This is a genomic window from Haloferax sp. ATCC BAA-644 (assembly GCF_000336975.1).
GTDB lineage: Archaea > Halobacteriota > Halobacteria > Halobacteriales > Haloferacaceae > Haloferax > Haloferax volcanii.
In genome coordinates, this window is record NZ_AOLF01000024.1 from 37,166 (window position 1) to 53,474 (window position 16,309).

The window sequence follows — 16,309 nt, forward strand, 5'->3', positions numbered from 1 at the left end:
CGCGTTCCGGTCGCGCTGACCGTCGCCGCCACGGTTTACTCGATTCAGGCCGTTGAAGCTCTCATGAGCGATTGGACCGCTGCCGACGTTCCCGACCTCTCCGGGAAGACCGTCGTCGTCACCGGCGCGAACAGCGGTCTCGGCTTCGAGGCGACGCGCGCCTTCGCCGAGAAGGGCGCGCACGTCGTCATGGCCTGCCGAAGCCTCGACCGCGGCGCGGACGCGATGACCGACATCCGCGGCTCGGTGCCGGCGGCCTCGCTGACGCTCTCGGAACTCGACCTCGCAGACCTCGACTCGGTCCGCCGGTTCGCAGACGAGTTCGCCGCCGAACACGGGTCGCTGCACGTCCTCTGCAACAATGCCGGCGTGATGGTGATTCCCCGGCGGGAGACCGCACAGGGCTTCGAGACGCAGTTCGGCGTCAACCACCTCGGCCACTTCGCCCTGAGCGCCCGTCTGTTCCCGACGCTCCGCGACACGCCCGGCGAGACGCGGCTCGTCACGATGTCGAGCGGCCTCCACGAGCGCGGCCGGATGGAGTTCGACGACCTGCAAGGCGAACGCGACTACGACGAGTGGGACGCCTACGCCCAGAGCAAGCTCTCGAACCTGCTTTTCGCGTTCGAACTCGACCGCCGGCTGACCGCCGCGGGCATCGACGACGTGCTGAGCGTGGGCGCGCACCCCGGATACGCGGCCACGAACCTCCAGTTCCGCGGCCCCGAGGCGTCCGGGTCGACGCTCCGGTACTGGCTGAGCAAGCTCGGTAACGCGATATTCGCCCAATCGGCCGCGATGGGCGCGCTCCCGCTCCTGTACGCCGCGACCTCGCCGGCCGTCGAAAGCGGGGAGTACGTCGGCCCGCAGGGGCTGTTCGGCATGCGCGGCACCCCCGGCATCGCGGAGCCGAGCGACCGCGCCAGAGACCCCGAGACCGCCGCCCGGCTCTGGGACGTGTCGGAGGAACTCACCGACACGCGGTTCCGACTGGCCTGACCACGAGCCGCCTCGGACGAGCGGGAGGGGCGGGACGGTCGTGAGAGGGCGGTGGCATCGGCCGTACCGGGAGGCGAGACGGCCAAATACTGCGGCGTGCTATCTACGCCCGTGACCGAATCAACGCCGACAATCACCGGGGGCGTCGCCGACGCAATCGTCTCCACCTGCCGAACGACCCTCGGGGACTCCCTGCGGAGCGTCGTTCACTTCACCCGCGACGACTTCGACGTGCTGTACGTCCGACGGGACCTCTACGGCGGCGACGAGGCCGCGGCGCGCGCCGCCACATCCGAACTCGTCGAGAGCGAGCGCACCGGATTCGGCCCGCGAGAGACCTACAACGCCGACGGGAGCGTTGCGACCACCGACTTCGGCGAGTACGAGTTCACGCTCCGCGTCTTCTCGGACGGCTTCGTCGGCCGCGTCGTGGGCGGCGACCGCGGCGTCATCGTCACCACCGACGAACTCGAACTCTCGGAGTTCGAGGAGATGGAAGTCGCGCTCCGCCGGATGCTCGAAACGACCACCGCCGGGTGAATCGACTCGCCGGCGGGCGCGACGACTCTTCGAGCGCCGTCGGTCCCGTTCGTCGCGCGTTCGGTGTCTACACTCCCTCGACGAGTCGCTCTAGCTGCTCCGGCGGCACCGCTCCTCGCGCGGCGTAGCCCTCGTACGCGAACGTTGGGACGCCGGTGACGCCGTGCTGCTGGGCCTCGCTGAATCGTTCGCGCACTTCGGCCCGAAGCGTTTCGTCGTCGAGCGCGGACGCGACTTCCTCGCCGTCGATGCCCGCCGATTCGGCGAGTTCGACGAGCACCGCCTCGTCGCCGATGTCTTTGCCGTCCTGCCAGAGCGCCTCGAAGACCGACTCGTCGAACGCGAGCCACGTCTCGTAGTCGGCGTGTCCCTTCAGGTAGTACGAGACGATCTGCGCCGGCAGCGAGTCAACGTCGGTTCCGAGGTCAAGCGTCATCTCGACGCCGTACTGCTCTTGTAACCGGCGGACGCCCTGCCTCGCTTGCTCGTAGTAGTCTTCGTCTTTGCCGTCGTCGACCGAGAAGTCGATGCTTCCGTCGGGGCGGCGCTTCTGACTCCGCAGGTCGAACGGGTGCCAGTCGATATCGAGTTCCTCGTCTCTCGTCTCTTGATACTGCGAGAGGGACTGTCTTCCGAGATAACAGAAGGGACACACGTAGTCCGAGTAGACCGTTATCGCCTGATCGGCGTCTGAACTCATACGTATTTGTCTCTCCTACGGTTACAAAAGCGGCGCGGTCGCCGGCGACACGTTCGGATACCGTCGCGACTGAGAGCAGGGCGGAAGCGCCCGCGAGGAGAGAAGTCGACCGACTCAGCGTCCGAACAGACGCTGTCTGAGGCTTCGTTCGGTGGCGCGCTCCACCAAGAGAACCGCGTGGTCGGTGTCGTTGACCACGTCGAGGTGCAACGAGTCGGTCAGAAGTCGAGTGAGGAGACCCCGTTCGGTCGCGCCCATCAGCACCATCGAGTGGCTGTCGGCCCGGTCAGCGATGGCTCGTTCGATGTCGCCGGTGTCGTCGACGATCCGCGTCGCGTCCTGAAGGTCGTGTTCGGTCGCCCAGTCGGACAGGAACGCCTCGCCCCGTTCGCGCTCGTCCGGACCGTTGACGACGTGGAGGAGCGTCACCTCCGACCCGACGACCGAGCGGAGGGATTTCGCGACCTCGGCGCTGAGCGCCGAGTGGGGACTCTCGACAGTCGGCAAGAGGAGTCGACTGGTGTCGTAGTTCCGGTCGTTGAGGACGAGGAAATCACAGGGCAAGCGACTCGTCAACTCGCTCATCGTCCGTTCTGCACGCCCTCCCGACCAGATTCGGTCGTTGCTCCAGCCCATGACGACGAGGTCGGCGTCCTTGCGGCTGGCGACGGTGAATATCTCCTCGAACGAGCGGTGTGAGACGACCGTCGACGTCCGGGCTTCGATGTCGTAGCCGGCGACGCGTTCGCGGGCGTCTTCGAGCTGTTCGTTGGAGTGTGCGATAATCCGTTGGTTCTGTGCGGCACCGTAGCGTTGCGAGACGCGCGAGGGAACTTGCACCACGTGGACGATATCGACGACGGCGTCTTCTTTCGACTTCGCGAGCGCGCAGGCGAGTTCGACGACGTGCGACTCGGTCCGCGGGTTCGAGATGGGGACGACGACCCGGTAGGAGTCCGTGTGGTCGTCGGTTCCCTCTTCGGTCTCGATGAGCGGGACGTACGACCGACCGGCGAGTCCGCCCAGCGCCCACTCACGAATCGAAAGCTGTCGTTTCGCCCCCTCGAAACGAGCGGATTCTAACCGGTTTTCCGTCGTCTGGAAGTAGTTGACGACGGTGACGAGGACGACGCCGCCGAAGGTGTTGCCCAACAGCACGGGGATGACGAACTCGGTCAGTCCGACGAGGAACGCCAACTGGCCGTTCATCACGAGGTAGACCATCTCGGTGTAGGAGACGACGACGTGGAAGAGCCCGCCCAGCGGAACCGCGAGGAACGCGAGGTAGACGACGGCGAGACGAGAGATGGTGTCGCGGGCGGCGAAGGTGACCCAGACGACGCCGGCGACGATGAGGCCGGCGAACGCGGCCTTGAAGAAGAGACTCCACCACGGCGTCTCGACGCCTTTCTGAGCGAGTTCGAGCGCCGCGTTCGCGGCCTCCGGCGAGAGAACGCCGCCGAAGGCGAGGGCGGCCGCACCGAGCGTCCCGCCGAAGAGGTTCCCCGCGAGGACGACGACCCAGTTACGCAAGAGCGCGGGGATACTGGCCAGCCGCTCCAGCGTCAGCGCGACCGGCGGGAGCGTGTTCTCGGTGTAGAGCTGATAGCCCCCGATGATGATGTAGATGAACCCGAGCGGATAGAGCATCGCGCTTAACACCGGGTCGCCGCCGGTGGACGCTTTCATCGAGACGTAGAGGAGGAACGTAATCGTAATCGCGAAGCCCGCGGCGAGGGCACTGAAGAACAGCTCCCGCGCGCCGGAGGTTATCTCCTCGTCCGCGGCCGCGACGATGCGCTGGAACACCTCGTCGGACGAAAACCGGTCGCGAACCACGGAACCGACCGCCGGCGCACCGCTTCGTGACCGTTCGACGGCCTCGCGAACGGATTCGTCGAGCTCCGTCGACTCGGAGTCTGTCATTGGTGCGGTGGTTTTCGAACAAACCGTTCTAAACGTACCGGTTCAGGCCGTCTGCAACAGTTCGGCCGCGTCGGAGATGGGCAGTCATCTATGCTCTGCGGCCGCGATTCCGACACCGGTGAGCGACGCGCTCACCCGAGGTGCGTCCCGAACCAGTCGGCGGCGAGGCCGGCCACCGCGTCGAGTTCGCCCGGCCCCTCGAACAGGTGGCCCGCGCCGTCGACGACTTCCAGCGGCTTCTCGCAGTCGAGTTCCGCGAACGCGTCGCGGTTCAGACTCAACACCGGCTCGTCGGCGCCGCCGACGACGAACAGCGTCGGCGCGGTCACGTCACCGAGTCGCGACTCCGCGAGGTCGACGCGCCCGCCGCGGGAGACGACCGCGCCCGCGTCGTCACCGAGGTCGGCCGCCGCGAGGAGCGCCGCCGCCGCGCCGGTGCTCGACCCGAAGTAGCCGTAGTCGAGGCCGGCGGTGTCGTCGCGGCCGCGGAGCCACTCGGTCGCGCCGAGCAGTCGCTCGGTCAGAAGCGGGATGTCGAACCGCGTCTCGTACGTCTCGTCTTCTTCCTCGGTGAGCAGGTCGAACGGGAGCGTCCCGACCCCGCGGTCGCGGATGACCTCGGCGACGGAGTTGTTCCGCGGGCTGTGCCGACTGCTGCCGCTCCCGTGGGCGAACACCACGAGCCCCGACGCGCCGTCCGGAATCCGAAGGTCGCCCTCCAGCACCGCGTCGCCGACGGGTATCGAGACGAGATTCGGCGTCGTGTCGCTCATGCGAAACGGTACGTCGGACTGCGGCTTAGGCCTGTCTCGACCCGTCGATTCGCGTGAATTCGCAGTCCGCTCGTTCTGATGGTCATGACTTACACAATTAATGTTAATAGATTCTCGGGAGTACACCCGAACGCCAACCATGGTAAGTGTTACCGACCTACGGACGATGTACGAGCAGATGGTGACCGCTCGACAGTACGAGGAGCGACTGGTAGACGAGTACCTCGTCGGCAAACAGCCGGCGTTCGACATCTCGGCGGGGCCGATTCCCGGCGAACTGCACCTCGCGGCCGGCCACGAGGCGTCCGGGGCGGGCGTGTGTATCCACCTCCGCGACGACGACACGGTGACCGCGCCGCACCGGCCGCACCACATCGCCATCGCGAAGGGCGTCGACCTCGAGCGCATGACGGCCGAGATTTTCGGGCGGAAGACGGGGCTGTGCCGCGGGAAGGGCGGCCACATGCACCTGTTCGACCCCGACGTGAACTTCGCGTGTTCGGGCATCATCGCGCAGGGCTGTCCCCCGGCGGTCGGCGCGGCGATGGCGGCGAAAAAGCGGAACACGGACGCCGTGGCCGTCGCCTTCCTCGGCGAGGGCGCTATCGACCAGGGCGGCTTCCTCGAATCGCTGAACCTCGCGGCGGTCCACGACCTCCCGGTCGTCTTCGTCGTCGAGGACAACGACTGGGCCATCAGCATGCCGAAAGACCGCGTGACCGACGTTCGGAACGGCGCACAGCGCGCCGACGGCTTCGACCTGCCGGGCGTCCGCGTCGACTCCGACGACGCGATGGCGGTGTACGAGGCCGCGGGCGAGGCCGTGATGCGCGCCCGCGACGGCAACGGGCCGACGCTCATCGAGGTGCAGGTCCACCGCCGGATGGGCCACTTCATGGGCGACGCGGAGGGGTATCGCCCCGAGGCCGACATCGACCGCGCGAAACAGCGCGACTCCATCGAGCGACTCGCCGCGGACCTCCGCTCGCACGGCGTCACCGACGACGACATCGACGAGATGCGGGAGCGCGCCCACGAGCGGGTCGAGGCGGCGATTTCGTGGGCGAAAGAACAGCCCGAACCAGACCCGGAGGAGGCGTACGAGAACGTGTTCACGACCCCGCCGGCGCAGGCGGCGACGGACGGCGGGGCCGCGGCAGACGCGCCGGGTGACGCCGACGAGACGGGAGGTGACAACTGATGGCGACCGAATCACGAGACTACACGGAAGCGACCGAGACGGACCGCGAACTAACCATGAGCCGGGCGATGGTCGAGGCCATCGCGTGGGAGATGCGCGAGAACGACGACGTGTTCTACATGGGCGAGGACGTGGCCGACTACGGCGGCATCTTCTCCAGTACGACCGGCCTCTTGGACGAGTTCGGCCGCGACCGCGTGATGGACGTACCCATCAGCGAGACGGCCTACCTCGGCGCGGCCGTCGGGGCCGCACAGGCCGGCATGCGCCCGATTGCCGAACTGATGTTCGTCGACTTCTTCGGCGTCGCCATGGACCAGATCTACAACAACATGGCGAAGAACACCTACATGAGCGGCGGGTCCTTTTCGGTCCCGATGGTGCTGACCACGGCCGTCGGCGGCACCTACAACGACGCCGCCCAGCACTCCCAGACGCTCTACGGGACCTTCGCCCACCTGCCGGGGATGAAAGTCGTCGTCCCCTCGACGGCCTACGACGCCAAGGGGCTGATGCACAGCGCCATCCGCGACGACGACCCGGTCGTCTACATGTTCCACAAGCGCCTGATGGGTCTCGGCTGGATGCCGTCGCCCTCGGGCCCGAAGACCGGCGTCCCCGAGGAGGACTACGCGATTCCGTTCGGCGAGGCCGACGTGAAGCGCCCCGGCGACGACGTGACCGTCGTCACTCTCGGCCTGCACGTCCACCGGGCGATGGAGGCCGCAGAACAGCTCGACGACGACGGCATCGACGCCGAGGTCGTCGACCTCCGGACGCTCGTCCCCCTCGACACCGAGACGGTGCTCGACTCGGTCCGCAAGACCGGCAAACTCCTCGTCGTGGACGAGGATTACCAGTCGTTCGGCGTGACGGGCGAAATCATCGCCCGGGCGGCGGAAGGCGCGCTGGACGACCTCTCGGCCGTCAAGCGCCTCGCCATCCCGGACGTGCCGATTCCCTACGCCCGCTCGCTGGAAGACGAAGTCAACCCCGGCACCGACGACATCGCGGCGGCCGTCCGCGAACTCCACGAATGACGGGCGAGTCGGAACCAAACGGGGGTCGCGCATGACGGACGCCGTGGACGTGAACTCGGCGGACTCGTGGCCCGACGACGCCGACGACGTGGCCGAGGGCTACCTCGCCAACTGGTTCGTCCGCGAGGGCTCGGCGGTCGACGCGGGCGAGACGCTCTGCGAGATACAGGTCGAGAAGGTGAGCATCGACGTGGCCGCGCCGACGACGGGGACGGTCGCGGAGATAGTCGTGGCAGAAGGCGACGACTTCGCCCGCGGCGACGTGCTCGCGCGGGTGCAACCGAGCGCCTGAACCGGTCTTTTTTCGTCAGTCGTCGCTCGCGCGGTACGCCGCGCCGAGCGCCCGGTCCATCAGCTCTCGGTGAGCCTCGCGAACCGGTTCGCCGTCACCGGGTCGGCGCTGTTCGTACCGGCCGTCGCTGTCCATCACCCAGCGCCGGCGGTTGTCCGACAGGAGCGCGTCGAGGACGGCGTCGAGTTCCGCGCGGTGTTCGGGGTCTTCGACGGGCGCGACGGCCTCGACCCGGCGGTCGAGGTTGCGGGTCATCCAGTCGGCGGAGCCGACGTAGTAGTCCGGGTCGCCCGCGTTTTCGAAGTAGAAGATGCGCGAGTGTTCGAGGAACCGACCGACGACGCTCGAGACGGAGATGTTCTCCGACAGCCCCTCGATGCCGGGACTGAGCCGGCAGATGCCGCGGACCACGAGGTCGATATCGACGCCGGCCATCGACGCCTCGTACAGTTCGCGGACCATCGCGGGGTCTTCGAGGGCGTTCATCTTGGCGACGATGCGGGCCTCGCGGCCGGCGCGGGCGTGGTCGGCCTCCCGGCGGACGAGTCGGGTCATCTCCTCGCGGAGGTTCGTCGGCGCGACCAGCAGTTTCCGGTACGCCTCCTGCCGCGAGTGGCCGGTGAAGAAGTTGAACAGGCGCACGAGGTCGTGGCCGATGTCGGGGTCGGCCGTGAACAGCCCGAGGTCGGTGTAGAGCTTCGCCGTCTGAGAGTGGTAGTTGCCGGTGGCGACGTGGGAGTACAGTCGCACCTCGTCGTCCTCCTCGCGGACGACGAGCGCCGTCTTCGAGTGGGTCTTGAGCCCGATGGTGCCGTAGGCGACGTGGATGCCCTCCTCTTCGAGGCGGCGGACCCACCGGAGGTTGTTCTCCTCGTCGAACCGCGCTTTGAGTTCGACCATCACCGCGACCTGCTTGCCGTTCTTGGCGGCCTCGATGAGCGTCTCGATGACCTCGGAGTCCGGCGCGGTCCGGTAGATGGTGGCTTTGATGGCCAGCACGTCGGGGTCGGCCGCGGCGGCCGCGAGGAACGTCCCCACCGTGCCCGTAAACGAGTGGTACGGGTGGTGGACGAGCACGTCCTTCCGAGCGATTTCGGTGAACACCGAGTCGGGGTCGTCGGCGGAGCGACCGGCGAACCGCGGGTGGGGCTGGGGCGTCCACGGCGCGACTTCGAGTTCCGGCCGGTCGAGGTCGAAAAGCGACGCGAGCGCGCCGTAGTCCAGCGGCAGGTCGCGCTCGAACACCTCGCGGTCGTCCACGCCGAGCTGTTCCGCGAGCAGGTCGCGGACGGCCTCGGGCGTGCCCGACTGGACCTCCAAGCGGACCACCGTGGCGAATCGGCGCTGGCGGAGCACGTCCTCTATCATGGCGATGAGGCCCTCTGCGACCTCCTCGTTGCGGCGGACCTCGGCGTTCCGCGTCACCCTGAACGCGGAGGTGTCGACGACCTCGACGTTCGGGAACAGCAGGTCGATGTTGCGCTCGATGACGGCCACGAGCGGGACGTATCTGACGGGGGCGGAGGCGGCGGACGCAGATGCGGTGTTGGAATCGCTTGCGCCATCCGCACCGGCGACGCGCTCGTCCACGTTGACGAGTCGCGGGCGGTTGCCGGGAACCTTGACCCGCGAGAACTTCGTCGGCTCGTCGTCGCCCTCGGTCGTGCGGACCGCGAGCGACAGCGAGAGGTTCGAAATGAACGGAAACGGATGGGCCGGCTCGAACGTCAGGGGCGTCAGCGTCGGCAGGACCGACGCCTCGAAGTAGTCGCGGAGGGCCGCCCGCTCGTCGGGCGCGAGGTCGTCGTAGCCGACGATTTCGATGCCGGCGTCGGTGAGCGCGGGTCGAACGAGGTCGTGGAAGCAGTCGGACTGCCGGTCGAGCAGGTCGCGGGCGCAGTCGAGGACGAGCGACCACTGCTGGCTCGGGGTCCGGCCGTCGGGGGAGAGTTCGCTCACGCCCGCGGCCATCTGCTGTTTCAGGCCGCCGACGCGCTTCATGAAGAACTCGTCGAGGTTCGAGGTGAGAATCGAGAGGAACTTGACGCGCTCGAAAAGCGGGTTGCGGTCGTCTCTCGCCTCGTGGAGGACGCGCTCGTGGAAGGCGAGTTCGCTGAGTTCGCGGTTGAGATACAGCGCGGGGTCTGCGAGGTCGGCGTCGGCCGGATTCGACTCGTCGTCGTCGCGGTCGCGAACGCGGACCGGCGCGGTCGTCTGTCCCTGACCGGCCTGTCGGCCCTGCGAGTCGCCGCCGCGAACCTCGTCGTCGGACATGTGCTGCGTGGTGATGGTTCGGCGGCGACCTTTAGTTCGCCGCCTCCAACTGGCGCGCCTGCTGTACGAGGGCCGCGAGTTCAGTTCGGCGGCGACCTTTAGTTCGCCGCCTCCGTCGTCGCCGCTACCGTCGCCTCGGTGGCTCAGACCAGCGCGGGCTGGCGGGGTTCGAGAATCTTCGAGTCCTTGCGGGACTCGTGGGTGACCTCGGAGTCGACGGCGACGAGTTCGTCGGCGTGGAGGTCGTAGGCGGTGAGCGCGCCGCCGTAGACCGCGCCCGTGTCGAGGCCCATCGCGTGCTCGAAGACGGCGGGGTGGGCCATCACGGTGTGGCCGAAGAAGACGCGCTGTGGCCCCTCGTAGTACTCGAACCAGAAGGGGCCGTCGTAGCTGTCGCCGGGGTTCATCGCCCGGGTGTTTTCGAGTTCGTCCACGTCGTGTTCGTCGAGCGGCTTTTCGGGGTGAATGCCGCCGTGGACGACGATGGCGTCCTCCCACGTGATGGCGACCGGGAGGTTCGACATCCATTCGAGGTCGTCGTCGGTCAGCGCGTCTAGCTCCTTCGTGCCGCGGATGAGCTTTTCTTCGTTGTTGCCGCGGACGGTCAGAAAGTTGTCGCGCTCGCGGACGTAGTCCACGACGCCCTTGCTGTCGGGGCCCTTCCGCACGAGGTCGCCGACGAAGACGACGAGGTCGTCCTCGGAGGGGTCGAGCCGGTCGACGAGGCGTTCGAGCGCCGGCAGACAGCCGTGTACGTCGCCGACGACGTACACGTCGTCCCAGTCGTCGATGTCGACTCGAAGGTGTTGCTCGGCGACGTCGGGGTGGAAGGATGGGACACTCATTGGAAACGTTCTCTCCTCTGTCTGAAGGTGGCTACCTAAGAAAGGGTTGCTAGTTTCGAACTGTTGTGCTATATAGACATGGCTGCGTGTCTCACGCACGCCGCGCGAGCCGCCGGCGACGGCCCGCCCTCTGTCGCCGGCCGTCCCGCAATCGCTTTCCGGCGCGGCCGCGAAGTCGCGGCCATGAGTATCGGACCCCTCGACGACGAGACGGTCGAGAAGTATCGAGAGGCGGGGGAGGTCCTCCGCACGGTGTTGGACGAGTCGGCCGAGATGGTCGAACCCGGCGTCACCCACCTCGAAGTCGCTGAACACGCCGAAGCGCGCATCCGCGAACTCGCTGATGGCTGTGCGTTCCCGGTCAACATCAGTATCAACGAGGAGGCGTCGCACGCCAGCCCCGGCCGCGACGACGATACCGCGTTCGGCGAGGACATGGTCTGTCTCGACGTCGGCGTCCACGTCGACGGCTACATCGCAGACTCCGCGGTGACCGTCGACCTCTCGGGCAACGACGAGCTCGTCGAGTCCGCCGAGGAGGCGCTCGACGCCGCCCTCGACATGGTCGAAGCGGGCGCGCACACCGGGAAAATCGGCGCGGAAATCGAGGACGTGATTCGCGGCTACGGCTACACGCCCGTCCTCAATCTCTCGGGCCACGGCGTCGAGCAGTGGGACGCCCACACCGACCCGACCATCCCGAACCGCGGCGCGGACCGCGGCGTCGAACTCGAAGTCGGTGACGTAGTCGCCATCGAACCGTTCGCCACCGACGGCACGGGCAAGGTCACCGAGGGGTCGAAAAACGAGATTTACAGCCTCGTCAACGACCGCTCGGTCCGCGACCGCATGTCGCGAAAACTGCTCGACGAGGTGCGCGAGGAGTACAAACTGCTCCCCTTCGCCGCCCGCTGGTTCGAGGGCGGCCGCTCCGAGATGGCCATCCGACGGCTCGAACAGCAGGGTATCCTCCGCGGCTACCCCGTGCTGAAAGAGGAAGACGGCGCGATGGTCGGACAGGCCGAAGACACCATCATCGTCACCGAAGACGGCTACGAGAACCTGACGCGGTAATCGGACGAAGTCGGGGTCGGCGTCGGGTTCGGGGTCGGCACCGACCGCTCCGAGACCGAAACGGCTTGCACGTCCGGGTCCATTGGGCCGCCATGGACCAACTGTTCGCCCCGTGGCGCATCGAGTGGGTCGCCCGCGACGACGACCAAGACGCCGACGCCGACGACCCGGATGACGACCGCTGTCCCTTCTGTGCGCTCCCCGAGCGCGACGACGACAGGGAGAGCAAAATCGTCGCCCGCTCGCCGCACTCGTTCGTCCTCCTGAACAACTACCCCTACGCGCCGGGCCACGTCATGGTCATCCCGCACCGCCACACCGGCGAGTTCGCCGCCCTCTCGGACGCGGAACTCCTCGACCACGCGCGGCTCAAGTCGAAGACGCTCGCCGCGTTGGACGCCGCCTTCGACCCCGACGGCTGCAACGCGGGCGAGAACCTCGGTGGCTCGGCCGCCGGCGGCTCCATCGACGACCACCTCCACACCCACGTCGTCCCGCGGTGGAGCGGCGACACCAACTTCATGCCGGTCATCTCCGACACGAAAGTGCTCGTGCAGGCGCTCGACGACTCCTACGACCAGCTTCGCGAGGCGTTCGCCGGCCTCGACGGCGCGGTCGTCGACGGCGACGACGACGCGGTTCGCTTCGAATTAGACTGACTCTAAAACTCACGTCGAGTGCGTCTAATAGCCCGCTCCGGCCCGAAGCGCATTTGAACCCCACTCTCGAAAGCCACGGTAATGGAGCGAAAGCGGGCCATCCGTCGGGTCGGATTCGTCGTCCTCGCGGCGAACGTGCTTCTCGTCGCCGGGAAGGCCGGCGTGTGGTGGACGACCGGGAGCCTGGCCCTCGGGTCCGAGGCGGTCAACAGCCTCGCGGACGCTGTCTACAGCACCATCATCCTCGGCGGCCTCTATCTGACGACGAAGCCGCCGGACTGGGAACACCCCCACGGCCACGAGCGCATCGAGCCGTTCATCTCGCTTTTCGTCGCGGTCGGCATCTTCGCCGCCGGCGGGGCGATTCTCTGGCGGAGCACGTCCAGCATCCTCGCGGGGACCTACGGCGGAGACGCGGGGACGCTCGGCGTCGTCGTCCTCGTCGTCGCGGCGGCGGCCAAGTACGTCCTCTACCGCTACTGCTACTCGGTCGGCCGCGAGCAGAACTCGCCGGCGCTCGTCGCCGCCGGCGTCGACAACCGAAACGACATCCTCACCGCCGGGGCGGCGCTCGTCGGCGTGGTCGGCGGGCAGTTCGGCTACCCCATCTTGGACCCGCTGGCCGCTATGGTCGTCTCCATCGGCATCGTCTACACCGGCTACGAAATCGTCCGCGACAACGTGAACTACCTCGTCGGGGCCGCCCCGCCGGAGTACCTCCGGGCGCTCATCGTCCAGACCGCCCTGTCGCACCCCGACGTGTACGGCGCACACGACGTGGTCGCCCACTACGTCGGCCCCGAAATCGACGTGAGCCTCCACATCGAGGTGGAAGGCGACATGACGATTGCCGAGGCCCACGACATCGAGACGTGGGTCGTGCAGGCGATTCGGAACATCGACGAGGTGGACGACGTGTTCGTCCACATCGACCCGAAGGAACTCGGCGAGTGGAAGGAAGACGACGAGACCGAGCGCTACACCATGTTCTCGCCCGACGGCGGCGACGACCGCTGACGGCCACTAACTGCCACTGACGGCCGCTGACGACCGCTGACGCGCCGGGGGTCCTCAAAGCAGCTTCTGGACTTCCAGCCGGAGCTCCCCGAGATACGGCACGTGGAACTGGCCTTTCGCCCGCACCCAGTCGGGTCGGACGGGCGGGGCGATGCCCCGCGCCTGGTCGTAGTAGTCGTTGTCGTCGCCGCGAGTGACGTAGCCGGCGTGCGGCGCGGGGCAGGACAGGAGTTCCGCACAGGAGTCCGCGCCGTCGACGTAAGACGTGTTGGCCCGGTCGTACCAGTTCTCTCCGTCCTCGACCCAGAAGACCGCGCGATGGATGATGGGCGAGCCGTCGCGCGACGGCGTGTCATAGACGACGACATCGCCCGGGCCGCCGAGCCGGCCGTAGCCCTCGCTCGCGTTGGCCGTGACCACGCCGTAGTCGTCGGCCGCGGGGCCGCCGTAGCGACCCTCCGCGGTCACGACGACGAGGTCGCCGCGTTCGAGCGTCGGCTGCATGCTCCCGCTCTCGACGGCGACCATCGGGGGCCACACGCCGCTCACCGCGAACAGCACCGCGCCGACCGCGACGACGACCGCGACCGTTTCCAGCGCGTCCCTGGCGAACGCTCGGGCCTCCGATTGATTATCGTCGGACACGGCTGCTGTCAGCCGTCGCGTCGCTATCAATCTTGTTGCCGACACCGGCGTGAGAGAAACCGTTAGGACCGGGCGGCGCGACGGTCGAGTCGTGACCGACGACTACCGCCTCGTCTCCGAGTTTCCCGACCCCGAGACGTACGTCTCTCTCCGCGACGCCGCGGGGATGGCTCCGCGCTCCCTCGCGGCCGCCGAGCGCGGCGTTCCGAACACGATTTTCGGCGTGCGCGTCGTCTTCGAGGGGGCGACCGGCGACGAGATAGTCGGCATGGGTCGGCTCGTCGGCGACGGCGGCACCGTCTTTCAGGTCGTCGACGTGGCGGTCCACCCCGACCATCAGGGCCGCGGGCTCGGCACCCGCGTGATGGACGCGCTCGTGGACTACCTCGACCGCGAGGCCCCGCCGTCGGCGTTCGTGAACCTCATGGCCGACGTGGACGGCTACTACGAGCGCTGGGGGTTCGAACCGACCGCGCCGGCGTCGAAAGGGATGTTTCTCCGGGTCGGCGTGGACGGCGTTCGAGGGCGCGACGAGCACTGAGAACCGAGCGGAGTGTGAATCGGCGGAGTGACGTGTCTTCGGCGCGCAACCGGCCGCTCAGGCGGCGGTCGGCTCGCGCGGTTCGGGCTGTGCCTCGACCGGTTCGGCGAAGGCGTAGACGGTCTGGTGGGCGGTCACCGTCACGCGGGCGAAGTCGCCGGGTTCGAGGCCGTGTTCGGTGGCGTTCTGGACGATTATCTGGCGGTAGGCCTCGTCGCGGCACTTCACGGAGTCGCCGGTGCCCTCCTCGACGACGAGCACCTCGCGCTCCGTGCCGACCATCTCGTCGTAGGCGGCGGCGACGATGTCCATCTTCGCCTCGGACATCTCCTTGGAGCGCTCTTTCTTGAGCGTCCCGCCGAGGCCCTTCAGGTCGGCGGCGTCGGTTCCGGGGCGCTTCGAGAAGCGCGTGACGTTGACCTTCTCGGGGCGAATCTCGCGGAGCAGTTCCATCGAGCGCTCGTGGTCCTCGTCGGTCTCCGTGGGGTAGCCGACGATGAAGTCGGTCGAGAGCGTCCAGTAGTCGAGTTCGCGGTCGAACGTCTCGACGATTTCTCTGAACTTGTCGACGCGGTGCTGGCGACGCATGTGCTCGAGCACCTCGTCGGACCCCGACTGCACCGGCGCGTGGATGAAGTTGTAGAGCTTGTCGTGTCGGGCGAACACCGCGGCGAGTTCCTCGCGGATGCCGTGGACGCCGCCGGGGTTGGCCATGCCGACGCGGACGCGGAACTCGCCGTCGATTTCGGTGCAGATGCGGTCCAGTAGCTCGGGGAGCTTCCGGTCGCCGTTGTCCCAGCCGTAGACGCCGGTGTCCTGGCCCGTGATGCGGAGTTCCTTCGCGCCGGCGTGGACGAGCGCCCGCGCCTTCTCGACGTTCTCGTCGACCGAGGGCGAATCGACCCGGCCGGTGGCGAACTTCGTGATGCAGTACGAGCAGTTCGACATACAGCCGCGGGCGATGGGTAGGATGCCGACGACGCCGTCCAAGACGGGCTCGACGCCGGGGCCGGGGGTCGGACACTCGCCGTTGGTGACGGCGGTCGGCACGTCGTCCCAGTGGAGAATCTGGGCGTCGATGCCCTCCTCGCGGAAGTCGTTGCCCTGCGCGAGCGCCATACAGCCCGTGATGATGAGGTCCGCCGTCTCCGCCGCCAGCTCTTTGGCCCGACGGAGCATGTTCCGCTCCGTCTTCTCCACGACCGTACAGGTGTTCATGATGGCGACATCGGCCTCCTCGGGCCCGTCGACGCGGTAGTGACCGGCGTCGCGGAGCGCGCTCTCGATGGCGCGGCTCTCGCCGCGGTTCGAGGTGCAGCCGTATGTCTCGATGTGGTATCGGGCCATTCGGTTATCCCACGTACCGGGTCAGCGGGCAAAAACGCCGCGGTCTCCCCCGAGACTGCCGGCGTCAGCGACCCGTGATAGCGTCCCTCGGGGTTCGTCTGCGCGCTCCCTGAGCGTCATCGCCGCACCCGCCGTCGTCTCTTTCCGCACGAACACGCCGAACGGAGCGTCGGCACGACGCTCGGCGCGATTATCGTCGCCATCGGCCTCGTGGTCATGAACGTCCTGTTCGCGGGCGCGTTCTTCGGCCTGACCGTGTTCGCCGCGGCCGTCGTCATCATCGACCTCGCGGGCATCCCCGGCGCGCTCGGCGGCGCATTCGGGAGCATCCTCCACGACCGCTCGGCCGCCCGCGGCACCAGACCCGCGGCCTGAGCCGACGCGTTCGGCTTTCAGTCCTTCGTTTCGCGAGTTCCGCATCCGCAGTCTTCCCTCC

General features: G+C 67.7%; 17 protein-coding genes. 10 read left to right on the forward strand and 7 right to left on the reverse strand.

Annotated features, from left to right (window positions below):
• The first annotated feature begins 63 nt into the window (after nt 1–63).
• Both C458_RS11550 and C458_RS11555 read left to right on the forward strand, forming a co-directional pair.
• Nucleotides 64–999 (forward strand): oxidoreductase, encoded by a 936-nt coding sequence (locus C458_RS11550; protein ID WP_008575891.1) that lies wholly within the window; start codon nt 64–66, stop codon nt 997–999.
• 111 nt (nt 1,000–1,110) lie between these two features.
• A complete protein-coding gene (locus tag C458_RS11555; RefSeq protein WP_008575893.1) occupies nt 1,111–1,539 on the forward strand; it encodes a hypothetical protein in 429 nt (142 codons plus the stop codon).
• 67 nt (nt 1,540–1,606) lie between these two features.
• On the opposite strand, the gene C458_RS11560 is transcribed toward C458_RS11555, so the two are convergent.
• The 3 genes from C458_RS11560 to C458_RS11570 form a co-directional block, all read right to left on the reverse strand.
• A complete protein-coding gene (locus C458_RS11560) occupies nt 1,607–2,239 on the reverse strand; it encodes a DsbA family protein (RefSeq protein WP_008575894.1) in 633 nt (210 codons plus the stop codon).
• Nucleotides 2,240–2,353: 114 nt separating this feature from the next.
• Entirely contained in the window at nt 2,354–4,165 is a 1,812-nt protein-coding gene (locus tag C458_RS11565; RefSeq protein ID WP_008575896.1) for a formate/nitrite transporter family protein, read from the reverse strand.
• Between the two features lie 131 nt (nt 4,166–4,296).
• A complete protein-coding gene (locus tag C458_RS11570) occupies nt 4,297–4,938 on the reverse strand; it encodes a dienelactone hydrolase family protein (protein ID WP_008575898.1) in 642 nt (213 codons plus the stop codon).
• A gap of 166 nt (nt 4,939–5,104) precedes the next feature.
• Between C458_RS11570 and C458_RS11575 the strand changes: the two genes are divergently transcribed.
• The 3 genes from C458_RS11575 to C458_RS11585 are packed head-to-tail and all read left to right on the forward strand — an operon-like array spanning nt 5,105 to nt 7,471.
• Nucleotides 5,105–6,139 (forward strand): thiamine pyrophosphate-dependent dehydrogenase E1 component subunit alpha, encoded by a 1,035-nt coding sequence (locus tag C458_RS11575; RefSeq protein ID WP_008575900.1) that lies wholly within the window; start codon nt 5,105–5,107, stop codon nt 6,137–6,139.
• Nucleotides 6,139–7,179: an alpha-ketoacid dehydrogenase subunit beta gene (locus tag C458_RS11580; RefSeq protein ID WP_008575902.1), complete on the forward strand. Its 1,041-nt coding sequence runs from the start codon at nt 6,139–6,141 to the stop codon at nt 7,177–7,179. The genes C458_RS11575 and C458_RS11580 overlap by 1 nt, the downstream gene beginning before the upstream one ends.
• A gap of 31 nt (nt 7,180–7,210) precedes the next feature.
• Entirely contained in the window at nt 7,211–7,471 is a 261-nt protein-coding gene (locus C458_RS11585; RefSeq protein WP_008575903.1) for a lipoyl domain-containing protein, read from the forward strand.
• A gap of 15 nt (nt 7,472–7,486) precedes the next feature.
• Here the strand turns inward: C458_RS11585 and ppk1 are convergent, their stop codons facing one another.
• Both ppk1 and C458_RS11595 read right to left on the reverse strand, forming a co-directional pair.
• Nucleotides 7,487–9,745, reverse strand: a complete 2,259-nt coding sequence (ppk1, locus tag C458_RS11590) for a polyphosphate kinase 1 (protein WP_008575904.1) — start codon at nt 9,743–9,745, stop codon at nt 7,487–7,489.
• 143 nt (nt 9,746–9,888) lie between these two features.
• Nucleotides 9,889–10,590 carry a metallophosphoesterase family protein gene (locus C458_RS11595; protein ID WP_008575905.1) on the reverse strand — a complete coding sequence of 234 codons (702 nt, stop codon included), beginning with the start codon at nt 10,588–10,590 and terminating at the stop codon, nt 9,889–9,891.
• 183 nt (nt 10,591–10,773) lie between these two features.
• On the opposite strand from C458_RS11595, the gene map reads away from it, so the two are divergent.
• The 3 genes from map to C458_RS11610 all read left to right on the forward strand — a co-directional run bounded on the left by map (nt 10,774) and on the right by C458_RS11610 (nt 13,340).
• Entirely contained in the window at nt 10,774–11,664 is an 891-nt protein-coding gene (map, locus tag C458_RS11600) for a type II methionyl aminopeptidase (protein ID WP_049896873.1), read from the forward strand.
• Nucleotides 11,665–11,756: 92 nt separating this feature from the next.
• Nucleotides 11,757–12,323, forward strand: a complete 567-nt coding sequence (locus C458_RS11605; RefSeq protein ID WP_008575907.1) for an HIT domain-containing protein — start codon at nt 11,757–11,759, stop codon at nt 12,321–12,323.
• 81 nt (nt 12,324–12,404) lie between these two features.
• A complete protein-coding gene (locus tag C458_RS11610; RefSeq protein ID WP_008575908.1) occupies nt 12,405–13,340 on the forward strand; it encodes a cation diffusion facilitator family transporter in 936 nt (311 codons plus the stop codon).
• Between the two features lie 54 nt (nt 13,341–13,394).
• On the opposite strand, the gene C458_RS11615 is transcribed toward C458_RS11610, so the two are convergent.
• Entirely contained in the window at nt 13,395–13,985 is a 591-nt protein-coding gene (locus C458_RS11615) for a S26 family signal peptidase (RefSeq protein ID WP_008575909.1), read from the reverse strand.
• Nucleotides 13,986–14,076: 91 nt separating this feature from the next.
• Here C458_RS11615 and C458_RS11620 point away from each other — a divergent pair, with 91 nt between their 5' ends.
• A complete protein-coding gene (locus tag C458_RS11620; RefSeq protein ID WP_008575910.1) occupies nt 14,077–14,526 on the forward strand; it encodes a GNAT family N-acetyltransferase in 450 nt (149 codons plus the stop codon).
• Nucleotides 14,527–14,583: 57 nt separating this feature from the next.
• Here the strand turns inward: C458_RS11620 and C458_RS11625 are convergent, their stop codons facing one another.
• Complete coding sequence (locus C458_RS11625) at nt 14,584–15,873, reverse strand: tRNA (N(6)-L-threonylcarbamoyladenosine(37)-C(2))-methylthiotransferase (protein ID WP_008575911.1); 1,290 nt, start codon at nt 15,871–15,873, stop codon at nt 14,584–14,586.
• 216 nt (nt 15,874–16,089) lie between these two features.
• Between C458_RS11625 and C458_RS11630 the strand changes: the two genes are divergently transcribed.
• Nucleotides 16,090–16,248: a hypothetical protein gene (locus C458_RS11630; RefSeq protein ID WP_239638759.1), complete on the forward strand. Its 159-nt coding sequence runs from the start codon at nt 16,090–16,092 to the stop codon at nt 16,246–16,248.
• Nucleotides 16,249–16,309: the final 61 nt, after the last annotated feature.

Bases quoted from the DNA above. Each gene is read 5' to 3' on its own strand.
- C458_RS11580 (WP_008575902.1), top strand. From the start codon at position 6,139: ATGGCGACCGAATCACGAGACTACACGGAAGCGACCGAGACGGACCGC.
- C458_RS11565 (WP_008575896.1), bottom strand. From the start codon at position 4,165: ATGACAGACTCCGAGTCGACGGAGCTCGACGAATCCGTTCGCGAGGCC.
- map (WP_049896873.1), top strand. From the start codon at position 10,774: ATGAGTATCGGACCCCTCGACGACGAGACGGTCGAGAAGTATCGAGAG.
- C458_RS11560 (WP_008575894.1), bottom strand. From the start codon at position 2,239: ATGAGTTCAGACGCCGATCAGGCGATAACGGTCTACTCGGACTACGTG.
- C458_RS11605 (WP_008575907.1), top strand. From the start codon at position 11,757: ATGGACCAACTGTTCGCCCCGTGGCGCATCGAGTGGGTCGCCCGCGAC.
- C458_RS11575 (WP_008575900.1), top strand. From the start codon at position 5,105: ATGTACGAGCAGATGGTGACCGCTCGACAGTACGAGGAGCGACTGGTA.
- ppk1 (WP_008575904.1), bottom strand. From the start codon at position 9,745: ATGTCCGACGACGAGGTTCGCGGCGGCGACTCGCAGGGCCGACAGGCC.
- C458_RS11630 (WP_239638759.1), top strand. From the start codon at position 16,090: ATGAACGTCCTGTTCGCGGGCGCGTTCTTCGGCCTGACCGTGTTCGCC.
- C458_RS11610 (WP_008575908.1), top strand. From the start codon at position 12,405: ATGGAGCGAAAGCGGGCCATCCGTCGGGTCGGATTCGTCGTCCTCGCG.
- C458_RS11570 (WP_008575898.1), bottom strand. From the start codon at position 4,938: ATGAGCGACACGACGCCGAATCTCGTCTCGATACCCGTCGGCGACGCG.
- C458_RS11595 (WP_008575905.1), bottom strand. From the start codon at position 10,590: ATGAGTGTCCCATCCTTCCACCCCGACGTCGCCGAGCAACACCTTCGA.
- C458_RS11585 (WP_008575903.1), top strand. From the start codon at position 7,211: ATGACGGACGCCGTGGACGTGAACTCGGCGGACTCGTGGCCCGACGAC.
- C458_RS11550 (WP_008575891.1), top strand. From the start codon at position 64: ATGAGCGATTGGACCGCTGCCGACGTTCCCGACCTCTCCGGGAAGACC.
- C458_RS11625 (WP_008575911.1), bottom strand. From the start codon at position 15,873: ATGGCCCGATACCACATCGAGACATACGGCTGCACCTCGAACCGCGGC.